Annotated in this window: 12 protein-coding genes and 1 riboswitch; all 12 genes read left to right on the top strand. The window is 52.9% G+C overall.

The window, feature by feature from the left end; all coding sequences use genetic code 11:
* Window position 1 precedes the first annotated feature (1 nt).
* A complete protein-coding gene (locus tag JOC37_RS00280) occupies window positions 2-1,933 on the top strand; it encodes a DUF5693 family protein (RefSeq protein ID WP_204614843.1) in 1,932 nt (643 codons plus the stop codon).
* On the top strand, window positions 1,926-3,026 hold the full coding sequence (csaB, locus tag JOC37_RS00275) for a polysaccharide pyruvyl transferase CsaB (RefSeq protein WP_204614842.1): 1,101 nt from the start codon (window positions 1,926-1,928) through the stop codon (window positions 3,024-3,026). The genes JOC37_RS00280 and csaB overlap by 8 nt, the downstream gene beginning before the upstream one ends.
* 5 nt (window positions 3,027-3,031) lie before the next feature.
* On the top strand, window positions 3,032-3,460 hold the full coding sequence (gene fabZ / locus JOC37_RS00270; protein WP_204614841.1) for a 3-hydroxyacyl-ACP dehydratase FabZ: 429 nt from the start codon (window positions 3,032-3,034) through the stop codon (window positions 3,458-3,460).
* A 172-nt stretch (window positions 3,461-3,632) separates the two neighbouring features.
* Window positions 3,633-4,712, top strand: a complete 1,080-nt coding sequence (locus JOC37_RS00265) for a glycosyltransferase family 4 protein (protein ID WP_204614840.1) — start codon at window positions 3,633-3,635, stop codon at window positions 4,710-4,712.
* Window positions 4,713-4,794: 82 nt separating this feature from the next.
* Window positions 4,795-5,670 carry a UTP--glucose-1-phosphate uridylyltransferase GalU gene (gene galU, locus JOC37_RS00260; protein ID WP_204614839.1) on the top strand — a complete coding sequence of 292 codons (876 nt, stop codon included), beginning with the start codon at window positions 4,795-4,797 and terminating at the stop codon, window positions 5,668-5,670.
* Window positions 5,671-5,768: 98 nt separating this feature from the next.
* Window positions 5,769-6,176, top strand: coding sequence for a type VII toxin-antitoxin system MntA family adenylyltransferase antitoxin (gene mntA / locus JOC37_RS00255; protein ID WP_204614838.1), 408 nt, complete (start codon window positions 5,769-5,771; stop codon window positions 6,174-6,176).
* A complete protein-coding gene (gene hepT / locus JOC37_RS00250; protein WP_204614837.1) occupies window positions 6,169-6,579 on the top strand; it encodes a type VII toxin-antitoxin system HepT family RNase toxin in 411 nt (136 codons plus the stop codon). The genes mntA and hepT overlap by 8 nt, the downstream gene beginning before the upstream one ends.
* A gap of 93 nt (window positions 6,580-6,672) precedes the next feature.
* Window positions 6,673-7,578: an NAD-dependent epimerase/dehydratase family protein gene (locus tag JOC37_RS00245; protein WP_207754821.1), complete on the top strand. Its 906-nt coding sequence runs from the start codon at window positions 6,673-6,675 to the stop codon at window positions 7,576-7,578.
* Between the two features lie 305 nt (window positions 7,579-7,883).
* The gene (locus JOC37_RS00240; RefSeq protein WP_204614835.1) at window positions 7,884-9,341 is read left to right on the top strand and encodes a phosphoglucomutase/phosphomannomutase family protein; all 1,458 of its coding nucleotides are present in this window, start codon (window positions 7,884-7,886) and stop codon (window positions 9,339-9,341) included.
* Between the two features lie 130 nt (window positions 9,342-9,471).
* Complete coding sequence (locus JOC37_RS00235) at window positions 9,472-11,706, top strand: S8 family serine peptidase (protein WP_204614834.1); 2,235 nt, start codon at window positions 9,472-9,474, stop codon at window positions 11,704-11,706.
* Between the two features lie 165 nt (window positions 11,707-11,871).
* A complete protein-coding gene (murJ, locus tag JOC37_RS00230) occupies window positions 11,872-13,437 on the top strand; it encodes a murein biosynthesis integral membrane protein MurJ (protein ID WP_204614833.1) in 1,566 nt (521 codons plus the stop codon).
* A gap of 55 nt (window positions 13,438-13,492) precedes the next feature.
* Window positions 13,493-13,735: a YlmC/YmxH family sporulation protein gene (locus JOC37_RS00225; RefSeq protein WP_204614832.1), complete on the top strand. Its 243-nt coding sequence runs from the start codon at window positions 13,493-13,495 to the stop codon at window positions 13,733-13,735.
* Between the two features lie 61 nt (window positions 13,736-13,796).
* A riboswitch (SAM riboswitch) is annotated at window positions 13,797-13,901 on the top strand.
* Window positions 13,902-14,002 lie beyond the last annotated feature (101 nt).

The following is a 14,002-nucleotide window of genomic DNA, read 5'->3' as shown; positions in this document are numbered from 1 at the left end:
TGTGGCTAGAAAGACGGTAATTATCGTGCTCATTGCCGCGGTAATCACAGGGGTGCTGGCGGCGGGGCACCTGGCTTTTTGGAACCGCTACCAGCATGAAAAGAATTTTACCCGCACAGAAATTGTTATCACATATCGAGATATAGAAGAGATCAGCAGCTGGGCCGGCCTGCCCGAAGCGGAAACGCTTAAAAGGCTTAAACAGCACGGCTTAACCACCGTGCTGTTTAAGGAACCCACCGTGGAAAACCTGCGCAGTAAAGGGGAAGCGCTGCCCGGGGCCGAATTAAAATGGCTTGATAATCCTTTAATTCAAGGCCTGGTTAAGGCCAACAATATCCGGGCGGATCATACATATCTTATTTTTGATAACCGGGCGGCCTTTGACAGGGTGAAAAAGCAGCTTGTCGCCAAGCTGAAAAGTTTAAGCATCAATACCTATACCGGTGCCGGTACCTACTTAATTGAAATACCCATGGCGTATAATATCTTAAAGGATAAAAACATCGGCCTGGGTTTTCCGGCGGATAAAATACAGCTGGTGGATCAGGCGGGCCTGTACGTCATGGTGCAGATTCGTTCCTGGTCCAAGGTTTCGGCGGCCACGGTGGAAGATTTGAAAACGGTTTTTGAGCCGATCAAAAATATTCCCCGTATTTCGGCGGTGCTGTTTAACGATGAAAGCGTGCCCGGTTATTCCGAGCATCTGCTGCCGGTGGTGGCCGAGCAGATAAAACAAACACCCCGGGCCACCGTGGCGGTGGTGGAATTTTTACCCCAAAAGGGGCTGACCAGTTTAGGAAAGCTGCTGGATAAAAAGATAATCAGGCTTCATTCCATTGCTGAGAAGGAAATGGGAAAATACACCCCGGAGACTGCCATAGACCGGTTTGTGCTGGCGGCGGCGGAGAGAAACCACCGGGCGCTGCTGGTGAGACCGTTTATACCGGTTAACCTGGCCTCCCAGGAGCGGTTTCTGGACCGGTTGACGGCGGCATTGCAGCAGGAAGGTCTGGAGCTGGGGGAAGCCAGCCGGTTTCCCGCCGTTCCGGTATCCAAGCCGGTAATATTTTTAGTGGGCCTGGGTGTGATAGGCGGCGGGCTGCTGCTGTATCGCCGGCTGGGCTTTAAAAAAGGAACCATGCCTTTATTTGCAGCCGCACTGGTTATATGGGCCGGGCTTTTGTACCTGCAGCCTGTTTTGGCCAGAAAGCTGATGGCACTGGCAGCGGTGATGGTGTTCCCCACGCTGTCGGTACTGATTTTCATCGATAGAAAGGAGCGGCCGCTGGGCCGGGCGGTAATGAGCCTGGCAGCCATGTCCTTTTTATCGCTGGTGGGGGCACTGCTGATGGTGGGGCTTTTGGCCGACACCAGCTTCATGTTAAAACTGGACCAGTTTGCCGGTGTTAAACTGGCTCACGTGGTGCCGCTGGCCATTGCTGCCCTTTATTTCGGCTACCTGGGAACAACGGGGGAAAGTCCCCGGGAAAGAATTTCCAACCTGCTGAACCGGCCTGTTTCGTGGGGTTACGCAGCGGTGGCCGGGCTGCTGTTATTGGCGGTGGCCGTATATGTTGTTAGAACGGGCAACGATGGGGTGGCGGTTTCCCCGCTGGAGCTGCAGTTTAGATCTATGCTGGACAACCTGCTGGGGGTCAGACCCCGCACCAAGGAGTTTTTACTGGGCCACCCGGCCATGCTGGCGCTATTGTATTTCGGCTACCGGGATAACAGGTTCCTGCCGCTGTTGATACTGGGTGTTATCGGCCAGATTTCACTGGTGAACACCTTTGCTCATATCCACACGCCGCTGGTAATATCAATAATCAGGTTTGGCCACGGCCTGTGGTTGGGCATTCTATTAGGAGTACTGGCTGTATTAATTTATAAAGCCGCCCGGGGCGGCGCTCGGAGGTATCTGCATGGCTAAAGTTGTGCTGTCCGGCTATTATGGTTTTGACAACACCGGTGACGAAGCTATATTGTTCAGCATTATCCAGGCTTTAAGGGATAAGGAGCCGGGGCTGGAAATAACGGTGCTGTCAAACAATCCGGCCCGGACGGAGTGCCTGTACCGGGTGAAAGCGGTTAACCGCTGGCGGCCGGGTGAAGTGGCGGCGGCTGTTAAAGACTGCCACCTGTTTATTAGCGGCGGCGGCAGCCTGCTGCAGGATGTAACGGGTTTAAAAAGCCTGGGCTATTACCTGGGCGTTATAACGCTGGCCCGCGGCCTGGGCAAGCCGGTATTCTTTTACGCCCAGGGCATCGGCCCGGTTACCAGCAGGGCGGGCCGGGCGATGATGAGGATGGTGGTTAACCGGGTGCAGGTAATTACCGTCCGGGATGAGCAGTCAAAGGAGGACCTGCTGGCAATGGGGGTTAACAAGCCGCCCATTACCGTTACCGCTGACCCGGTGCTGGGGGTTAAGGTATCCGGGGAAGAACGGCAGCGGGGTAGAGAAATACTGTGGGAACTGGGGATGGATGCTGACAGGCCGGTGCTGGCTGTGTCGGTGCGGGATTGGAAAGGCCCCGTGGAGGCCTTTCAAAGGGAACTGGCCCGCTGCTGTGATATTTATGCCGGTAAGGGCTGGCAGGTGCTGTTTTTACCGCTCCATTTTCCCGGTGACGTGGCTGCCTGCAAAAAAATTGCCGCTCTGATGGAAAAACCGGCGTCCATACTGAAGGGCAATTATACAGTGATGGATTTTACCGGCATTATCAGCGCCTGCACAATGCTGGTGGGCATGCGGCTGCATTCCATAATCATAGCCGCCGCCGCGGGAGTGCCGCCGGTTGGCATTTCTTACGATCCCAAAATTGACCGTTTTTTGCAGCGCTTAAACTTGACCCCGGCCTGCTGTGTAACGGATCGGCACTTTGATCTGCTGCCCCATTTGGAGAGAATATCGTCAAACCTGCCGGGGGAGCGGGAGCGGTTGGATAAAATAGTGCGGAGTTTAAGAAACGATGCTTTACATACCGCGGAACTGGTGGTTGACTTTATAAAAGTTAGGAGGTAATTATCTTGTTTGATGTTCAAAAAATTCAGCAGATACTGCCCCACAGGTATCCTTTTTTACTGGTGGATAGAATTATCGAAGTGGAGGAAGGTAAGCGTGCGGTGGGCATTAAAAATGTATCCATTAATGAGCCTTTCTTCCAGGGGCATTTTCCCGGCCACCCGGTGATGCCGGGGGTGCTGATCATTGAAGCTATGGCCCAGGTGGGGGCGGTGGCCCTTTTAAGCATGCCGGAATACGCAGGCAAGCTGGCACTGTTTGCCGGCATAGACGGTGCCCGCTTCCGCCGCCAGGTGGTACCGGGCGACCAGTTGAAAATAGAGGTGGAGGTAACCAAACTGCGGGGCAGGATAGGCAAGAGCAAAGCCAAGGCTTATGTGGATGATCACTTGGCGGCCGAAGCAGAGCTGATGTTCGGTATTGGGGAGAAGTAGAAACCGGTTTCCCAAATGTCGTTAATGGCAGTTATTTGAAGCTACCGGTTATACAAGGGCTTGTCTTGTACTAACCAATCGGTTAATGTCAAAAATTTACCTTTGTCATAGAGCTGAACATGCTGTACAATTAGTATGATTGTGCCAGTTGTACAGTTAGGAGGGGTAGAAAATGCTGACGAAGGTACTTGTCGCCGCGGTGCTGGCTGTGGTGTTTTCGCTGCTGTTAACCCCATGGGTACGGCGCCTGGCGTTTAAAGTTAAGGCTATAGACAGACCCGACGAACGCAAAGTGCATAAAAGCCCCATGCCCCGCATGGGCGGCCTGGCGGTTTTTCTCAGCTTTGCCCTGACGGTGATTTTGCTGCGTCCTTTCAGCCTGCCTTTAGCCGGCCTGCTGGTGGGCGGTCTGCTGATAGTGCTGCTGGGCATACTGGACGACATTAAAGGCCTGCCGGCCAAGGTGAAACTGGGGGGGCAGATACTTGCTGCCCTGGCGGTGGTACCCTTTGGCATTCAGGTGGATTTTATAACTAACCCGTTAACCGGCGGCATAATTACCCTGGGTATTTTTGCCGTGCCGTTGACGGTGTTCTGGATTATATCCGTTACCAATGCGGTAAACTTGATAGACGGCCTGGACGGTTTGGCCGGCGGTACTTCCATGATTGCCGCGCTGACGGTGGCCGCCGTGGCCTGGAAACAGGGCGTTATTTACGGCGGTTCCGGCGTTCATTTTGAAGTGGCCGTGCTGGCGGTGATTTTGGCCGGCGCCATTCTGGGCTTTCTGCGCTATAACTTCTACCCGGCTAAAATATTTTTGGGCGATACCGGGTCCATGTTTTTGGGCTACTGCCTCTCCGTGCTGGCCGTTATGGGCCTGACTAAGAGCGCGGCGGCCATTTCGGTGTTTATTCCCATCGTTATTTTAGGTATCCCGCTGTTGGATACTTTCTTTGCCATCGTACGCCGCTGCTGCAAGCATCAGCCTATTTTTAAACCGGATAAGGAACACCTGCACCACAGGCTGATGGCTTTGGGTTTTTCCCACCGCCAGGCGGTGCTGGTTATTTACTGCATTAGTGCCTTTATGGGCGGCAGTGCCTATTTATTAAACGTGGTTACCACTGACCAGGCGGTTTTTGTGCTGGCGGCATTGTCTTTAATCGTTATTGTGGGAGCGAACAAAATAGGTGTAACGGGAACCAAAAAGGTGCCGGGTGCAAATGCACAGCGCAATTTGGAACTGTAAGGCGGTTTAGTGCCAGGGCTCGATAAATCGAGCCCTGTTTGACCATCTAGGGGTTAAGTAAATAAAGTGCGGAGGTTTGCATATGCGTGTACGGAAGAGAATTCGCAAGGCCATTATTCCCGCTGCCGGCCTGGGAGTGAGATTTCTGCCCGCCACCAAGGCCCAGCCCAAAGAGATGCTGCCCATAGTTGACAAGCCGACCATACAATACATAATAGAAGAGGCCATAGCCTCGGGTATTGAAGATATTCTGATTATTACCGGCCGCAACAAGCGGGCCATTGAAGACCATTTCGACCGGTCGCTGGAGTTGGAACTGCAGCTGGCCAATAAGGGGAAAAACGATCTTTTAAAAATGGTTAACGAAATAGGGAACATGGTGGATATGCACTATGTGCGGCAAAAGGAACCCCTGGGGCTGGGTCACGCCATTTACTGCGCCCGCAAGTTCATCGGCGACGAACCCTTTGCGGTGCTGCTGGGGGATGACGTGGTGCGCAGCCGGAAACCCTGTCTGAAGCAGTTGATTGACGTGTATGATGATTACCGCTATAGTGTGGTGGCGGTACAGGAAGTACCGCAGCAGGACACCGGCAAGTACGGGATAATAGAGGCCTCGGTGGTGGAAAACAACCTTTACCGGGTGCATGATTTGGTGGAAAAACCAAAAGTGGAAGAGGCGCCGTCAAACCTGGCGGTAATGGGCCGCTATATCATCAGCCCGAGGATTTTTGAGTTTCTGGAAAAGACGAAACCGGGTTCCGGCGGGGAAATTCAGCTCACCGACGCCTTAAAGGCGCTGGCTCAAAGGGAGGCCATTTACGGCCTGGCTTTTGAAGGCAAACGCTACGATGTGGGTGACAAGCTGGGCTATTTAAAGGCCACGGTGGAATTCGCGCTGGAAAGGGAAGACCTGGCGGCGGAGTTCCGCAAATACTTGGAAGAATTGATGGCTTAATACGCTTAAGGGCTTGATTTATCAGGCCCTTTTGCATTTTAGGCGGGTGTTTTTTTGGGTGTTGATACTGTGTATAATGGTATGTAGAGGTGTTGCCGGTGAATATTAGTGAAAAGGAAGTTGAGCTGATAAAGCGTTACCTTGTAGAAAGGGTTGCGCCGTATTTGATTATTTTGTTTGGTTCTGCGGTAAAGGGAAATATGAGAGATGAAAGCGATGTTGATATTGCTTTTTTAAGTGATAAAAAATTTAGTGCTTATGATTTATTTATGATTGGGCAGGGTCTTGCCGGGCTGTTGGGCAGAGATGTTGACCTGGTGGACCTGGAAGAAGTATCAACGGTTTTTCAGGTCCAGGTGCTGGGTAATGGAAGGATAATTTACTGTACCGATGAGAAAAAAAGAATTGCTTTTCAAATGCTGGCTTTGAAAAAGTATGCCCGGTTAAATGAGGAGCGCCGGCGGGTAATAGAAAAAATAACCATGCGAGGTTCTGTTTATGAATGATGTTATTTTAAATAAAGTGCAGGTTATTGAACGCTGTATAAAAAGAATTCATGAGGAATATGATGATAACCCGCAAAACCTTAATAACTTTACCAAGCAGGATTCAATAATTTTAAATATTCAGAGGGCCTGTGAGGCATGTATTGACCTGGCCATGCATATAATCTCTGAAAAGGGTTTGGGAATTCCGCAGACCAGCGGTGAAGCCTTTGAACTGCTTTATCAAAATAACATTATTGATAAAAGCCTGACGGACCGGTTAAAGGCAATGGTGGGTTTTCGCAATATTGCGGTTCATGATTATCAAAAACTGAACATGAAAATAGTGGAGAGGATTATAGAAGAGCATTTGGATGATTTTAAGAACTTCGCCCGAAAGATACTGGAATTGATCCCGGGGTAAGGTAAAGCCCCGGGTTTTTTAATGCATTTGCAGCCCCGGTGGTGCATATCCATTTGGTAGAGCCGGAAACGGAGGCGGGTGCTGGTGCGAGTGATGGTTACGGGGGGAGCGGGGTTTATCGGCTCCCATATTGTTGATCTGCTGGTGGAGCGGGGCTGCCGGGTGCTGGTGGTTGATAACCTGTCCGCGGGCCGGGAGGATAACCTTAATCCCGGGGCGGAATTCAGCGATTTGGATGTATGCAGCAGGAGAATAATCCCGCTGGTTAATAAATTTAAGCCGGAAGCAGTAATTCACCAGGCGGCTCAGGTGAGCGTACCCCGGTCGGTGGAAAGTCCCTTTAATGATGCCCGGGTAAACATACTGGGCACGGTAAACCTGCTGGAGGCCTGCCGGCTGGCTGGGGTGCGGAAAATGATATATGCCTCCTCGGCGGCTGTTTACGGTGAACCGGAATACCTGCCGGTGGATGAAAAACACCGCCTGCGGCCCTTGAGCGGTTATGGGTTGTCCAAATATACCGGGGAGCGTTACCTGGAACTGTACCGTCAAATGTACGGGCTGCGGTACACTGTGCTGCGCTATGCCAACGTTTACGGGCCCAGGCAGGATGCCCGGGGGGAAGGCGGTGTGGTGGCTAAATTTATAGATCGCCTGCAAAAGGGAAAGCCGCCGCTGGTATTTGGTGACGGGCGGCAGACCAGGGATTTTGTTTATGTAAGGGATGTGGCCGGTGCCAACCTGGCAGCGCTGTCGCAGGGTGACGACCAGGTACTGAATGTCGGTACCGGGGAACCAACCGGCATTAACAAGTTGGCTGAACTGCTGAAAGACATTGCCGGCTGCCGGGGGAAAGTGGAGTATGCCCCCCGCCGCCGGGGGGAGATAGTACACAGCTGCCTGGCCAACCAGCGCATAAAACGGCACTTGAGCTGGCAGCCCCGGTGGAACCTGGAACAGGGGTTAAAGGAAACATATGAGGCGGCCTCCAAAAGATAACCGGCCTGGTATGCCGGTTGTCTTTTATTTCTTACTGTTTTTATCTTTTTTAGACCGCAGCCACTTCAAATAATCCCGGTACATTTTCTGGCGGCCGTCCAGCTTGACAACCGTTGTTTTGCCCATTGCTGTGCCTCCTTATGGTTTTCTAACGCTATTATTACCAGTTAATTACAAAATTAAACTTGTATTTGGAAACCGGTGCATAAACCGGTTGTGAGGCAGGAAAAATATCGTTTGTATTTAAATGTATTTTTAGCAGGAACATTTATGTATAATAATAAAATTGATTGGAGGAATTAAAAATGCCCTTGCAAATTGCCTTTGGAACCGATGGATGGCGGGGAATTATTGCCGAGGACTTTATATTTGACAATGTGCGCCTGGTTACCAGGGCGGTGGCCGATTACATAATTGATAGCGGCATGCGGGAACGGGGAGTGGTAATCGGTTATGACAACCGGTTTCTTTCCGACCGCTTTGCCGAAGAAGTGGCGGAGGAGATGAACAAAAAGGGTGTGCCTGTGTATTTAATTAAAAAACCGGCCCCCACCCCGGTTACCGCCTATGCCATAAAAATACATAACGCCGCCGGGGCGGTGATGCTCACCGCCAGCCACAACCCGCCGGAGTACAACGGGTACAAGTTTATACCGGAATATGCCGGGCCGGCCCTGCCCCATATAACCAAGCAAATTGAGGAAAATATTAAAAAACAGCATGGTTTTCGCTGCCAGGGCGTGCTGGAAGAGGCGGAGGGACGTTACGGGCGGATGGTGGAAAGGGAGCACTGGCCCGAGTACTGTTCCCGCCAGGAAACGGATCCCTTTGATGAATACATAAAACACATTTCTAAACTGGTGGACCTTGAAGTTATCGGCCGGGCGAAAGTGAAAGTTGTTATTGATCCCATGTACGGTGCCGGCATCGGCTATTTGGATACCCTGCTGCAGAAGGCCGGGGCCGATGTGGAAGCGATAAACAACTACCGGGACCCGCTGTTTGGCGGCGGGATGCCTGAACCCACCGGTCATTCGCTGGGTGGACTGCGGCAAAAAATGAAAGAAACCGGGGCGGATATAGGGTTGGCGTTGGACGGCGATGCGGACCGGTTCGGCATTATTGACAGCAGCGGCCGGTACATCACTCCCAATCAGTTTCTGCCCCTGCTGTACTACCATTTAATGGAGGTCAGGGGGCTGAGGGGGCCGGCGGCCAGAACGGTGGCCACTACTCACCTGCTGGACAGGATAGCGGAAAAATACGGCCAGAGTGTGGAAGAAACCCCGGTGGGCTTTAAATACATCGGCCAGTGCCTGCATGAAAAGGGAGCGGTGATGGGGGGGGAAGAAAGCGGCGGCCTGTCTATAAAAGGTCACATTCCGGAGAAAGACGGCATTTTGGCCGGTCTGCTGGCGGTGGAAATAATGTCCTATCACGGCAAGAGCCTGACCGAGCTGACGGAGCAGTTGAACGATCAATTCGGCCGGGTGTGCAGCAGGCGTTTGGACCTGCGCACCACTGCTGCAGAAAAGGACCGGGTACTGGAACAGTTAAAAGAGTTTAAACCGCGTACGGTGGCGGGCCAAAAGGTGACCGGCCGCGTCACTGTAGACGGCACCAAGCTGCTGCTGGCGGACGGTTCCTGGACGCTGATTCGTCCATCGGGCACGGAGCCGCTGTTCCGCATTTACGCCGAGGCGGAAAGCATGGACAGGGTGGAGGAAATACAGCAGGAGATGAAGGAAAGGTTGGGGCTTTAAAGGAAAGCCGGTAAAGGCACCAGAAGGCATTTTTGGTGCCTTTTTCTTTTTGCCCTATTTAAAAGGATTTGCAGTTTGGGTGTCGAAAACCTAGCATGTGTGACTAAAGTTGAGAAAGTGGGTAGCGCGCGTGCTGATTAAAAATAGATGGGGACGTTCTTTTTTTTCTGTGCTCTGTATTTTTTTAATGGTCAATACCGCCTGGGCCGGTATAAGCAGCAGCCCGGCCCGGCCTGAAAATGACGTTTCCGCTGTGGCGATGGGCGTGCCTTTAGTATGGAATAACCCCGACTTTATCAGAAACGGCCTGGGGCTCAGCGGCGCCGGGCAGGTTATCGGGGTGGCCGATACCGGCCTCGGCACCGGCGTGCTGGACACGCTGCACCCCGATTTGAGAAACCGCATTATAAGCATTAAAGACTACAGCGGCGACGGGTGGGATGATCCCTTCGGCCACGGCACCCACATTGCGGCCTCCATTGCCGGCAGCGGTATAGAATCCGGCCGGCGGCTGAAGGGGATAGCACCGGAGGCGGGGCTGTATTTCCAGGCCGCCTACAACCGGGCCAGCGGCACCCTGCAGCTGCCGGAGGTATATGACCTGCTGCAGGACGCTTATGACAGCGCCGGGGCCCGCATTCACTCCAACAGCTGGGGATTCAATGAAAACAACGGCGTTTACGATGAACATGCCCGTTCGCTGGACAGGTTTGTCTGGGAGCACCCGGATATGCTGGTGCTGAAATCTGCGGGCAATTTTGAAGAGGGCGTATCCAGGTATGTTACTTCTCCCGGGGCGGCCAAGAACGCCATTACGGTGGGGGCCACCGAAAGCATCCGGGGTATTGATGAAGACTCGGACAATCCCTATCAAGTGGCTTCTTTCAGCAACCGGGGCACCACCGACGGCAGGATTAAGCCGGACCTGGTGGCCCCGGGCACCTGGATACTGTCGGCATCCCGGGATAAAAACAGCGGCAAGGGCGGTTATTCCTATTTATCCGGTACCAGCATGTCCACCGCCCTGGCCACCGGCGCGGCAGCGCTGGTTAGGCAGTATTTTACAGATGTGAAACGCATTAAACCGTCGGCGGCGCTGTTAAAGGCAGCGCTGATTCACGGGGCCAGGGAACTGCCTGGTGAGCCGAGGAACGCCCAGGGCTTCGGTATGATTGACCTGCAGGCATCCCTGATGGCGCTGGAGGATGATGCCACCGCCTATTATGATGGTTTTAAGGTCAGTAACGGTCAAAGATACCAGTTTCGGTACCAGGGACAGGAAGGGGTGCCGCTGCGGGTAACGCTGGTGTGGAATGATTATCCCCAGCGGCCGGGGGCAGACAGTGCCCTGGTAAATGACCTGGATTTAAGAATTGTTACCCCCGATGGGCGCGAATTGTGGGGCAACAATAGTATCGGCGGGGATAAGAAAAACAATGTTGAGGTTATTACCATAGACAATGTCCAAAACGGTGTGTACAGCATTGAGGTGATGGGCAGCAGGATAGTGCAGGGGCCCCAACCGTTCAGCCTTATTTACGGGCAGCTGCCGCTGCGGGGTGAGGTTAAAAGCAGCGGCTCCGGCGGCCGGTATATTAAAACCATCACCGGAAGAATTTTGGAACTGGACGGGGAAATCCAGGTTAAGTTAGTGAATAACAGCAGGTATGACGGCAGTGTACCGTTAAAGGATCTGCCTGTGGGAACCAATATATACTACCTGCCCCGGGGAGAAAAACGGCCCGCCCCCAAACTGGAGGCGGTGTATGACTTAGCCTATGCCGCTTTGAAAAGCCACCTGCCCGCTGAAAAAGTGCCGGCGTACAGCGACACCAAAAACCACTGGGCGGAGGGGGTAATATCCCGCATGTCCCGGCTTAAAGTGCTGGGAGGGTATCCCGACGGCACCTTTCGTCCCGATGACCGGTTAACCAGGGCCCAGTTTGCCACCATGCTGGTGCGGGCGCTGAAGCTGGTGGAATCTCCCGCTGATGCCGAACAATTTAATGATCTGCCCCCAAACGCCTGGTACAGGGGGGCGGTGGGTTCCGCCGTGGCAGCGGGCCTGGTGGTGGGTTATTCAGAGCACACCTTTGGGCCTGACGACCCCATTACCAGGGAGCAGATGGCGGTGATGATAACCAGGGCTGTCAGCGGGGGAATGGTGCCCTACCAAGCGGAGGACAAAACCCTGGAACGGTACAGTGACCTGGAGCAGATCAGCCTGTGGGCCCGCCCATCGGTATCGATGATGGTGAAATACGAAATTCTCACCGGGCGCGCCGGGGACAGGTTTGTTCCCCAGGGAACCACCACCAGGGCGGAAGCGGCGGCAGTTTTATCCCGCATGATGGGATGGTTGTAATTTTGCCCGTTTATTTTTTATTACCCGGCAGGAATAATTTCAACTATGCAGAATTATATGCTGTTGCCACATCCGAGGGTAACTTGATTATGGTTACCCTTCTTTTTTGTGTAAAAGACCGGTTGTAATGGCATGATATAAATAACAGGTATGGAGAGTGTTGCTATGTCCGCTGGAAAAGTTATTGCCCGGGCGACGGTGGTTATTGCGGTTATAAACCTGGTGTCCCGCCTGCTGGGTTTTGTGCGGGAAATGGTAATTGCCGAGCAGTTCGGGGCCACCGGCGTTACCGATGCCTACCTGGTGGCCTACACCATTCCTTACGTGCTGATGTCTGTGTTGGGGATGGCGCTGGCCACTGTGGTGGTGCCCATTTTTAGTGAATATGAATCCCGGGGGCAGAGGAAGGAAGCCTGGCAGCTGTTCGGCACGGTAACCAACCTCACCGCGCTGATCTTTATCATTATTACAATTATCGGTATATTCAGCACCCCGCTGCTGGTAAAGCTGCTGGCCCCCGGTATAAAAGACCGGGAAACGGTGCTGCTGGCCCAGGAATTAACCCGTCTTATGTTCCCTATACTGGTGTTTATGGGGCTGTCCACCCTGTTTAACGGCCTGTTGAATGCCAACAATATCTTTGCTGTTCCTTCCTTCAGCGTGGTGGCTTCTAATATTGTGGTCATTATTTCCACCCTGACGCTGGGGGAGATAATGGGGGTGTACGGCCTGGCCATCGGTACCGTTTTAGGCATGGTGGTGGCTGCTTTAATCCAGCTGCCGGCGCTGTACCGTTCCGGCTTTAGATTTCGCTTCAGTCTTGATTGGAGTCATCCCGATGTAAGAAAAGTGATGTCGCTGATGCTGCCGGTGGCACTGGGAGTTTCGGTTAACCAGGCGTATATAATTGTTGACCGCATTCTGGCATCGGGGCTGGCGGCGGGCAGCATTTCCGCCCTCAACTTTTCCAACCGGTTGATACTGCTGCCCATCGGCCTGTTTGTTATGGCCATCGGCACCGCCTTTTATCCCACTTTGACCCGCCAGGCGGTGGACCCTTCCAGCGGGGATATGGCTGCCACGCTGCGCCGGGCCTTCCGGATAGTGGTGATGATGTCCGTTCCCTCGGCGGTGGGTTTGATGGTGCTGCGCTACCCGATCATTAAACTGCTGTTTGAGCGGGGAGAATTTGATGCCCGGGCCACCGAGATGACCGCCTATGCTTTGCTGTTTTTCAGCATCGGCCTGGTGGGACAGGCGGCCAACGTCATTTTAACCAGGGGATTTTATGCCCTGCAGGATACCAGAACCCCGGTTAGGCTGACGGTGGTAACGATTATTATCAACCTGGTTCTCAGCCTAATTTTAATCGGGCCGCTGCAGCACGGCGGTTTGGCGCTGGCCAACTCCATTGCCGCGCTGGCCAACACCGCCATGCTGTCCTGGTTTTTATCCCGCAGGGTGAAAAATTTGTGGAACTGGAAAATGGTGCGCTTTACACTGCAGGTGCTGCTGGCTTCCGGCATTATGGCACTGGCCGTCCGCTTTGTTAACATTTATGCCCATACTGCCCTTGCCGGCTATGGGACTTTGGGTTTGGCTGCCCAGGTGACCGTTTCGGTATTGGCCGGGGCCGGGGTCTTCGTGCTGGCGGCCGTTGTGCTGCGCATTGAAGAAGCATTTTTGATTTTCAGTTATGGTAAACGTTTCCTAGCCTCCCGCACCAGGTAACACTGTAACCCTTTGCCCGTTCCCGGCATATGCTGGGAATAAAGGGGGTGGCAGTGTGTATAAAGCTACCGAGCTGGCCAAAAGGGATATTATAAATGTAACGGACGGGTCTAAACTGGGGGCGGTAACAGACATGCACTTTGACCTCAACACCGGTAAAGTAACGGCCATAGTGGTTTCGCCCTCCCGGAAAATGGGCGTTTTCCGCGCCGGCCGTGAAGTGGTAATACCCTGGGAGCGGGTGGTTAAATTTGGTGTTGATGCCATACTGGTGGAAATTGAAGCTATACCGAGATAAAATTGACATTATTGATAATGTCTGTTAATATATATACGAATTTTACAAATTAACGGAACTTATCTCATCCAGAGAGGTGGAGGGACTGGCCCGATGAAACCCGGCAACCTGGTGAGCAAGGTGCCAATTCCTGCGCCGGCTGTGTGATGCCTGCGGAAGATGAGGAGTTAGTTTTATTATGCCTGTGTGCATAAAAACCTCTCCTTGTGGAGAGGTTTTTTTAAGCTGCTTCATTTTAAGATAAGTGAGTGTTTATGGATGAGCCGC

This window comes from Desulforadius tongensis, from assembly GCF_016907915.1.
In the GTDB taxonomy this organism is placed as follows: Bacteria; Bacillota; Desulfotomaculia; order Desulfotomaculales; family Desulfohalotomaculaceae; genus Desulforadius; species Desulforadius tongensis.
This window is presented reverse-complemented; position numbering and strand designations above follow the sequence as displayed.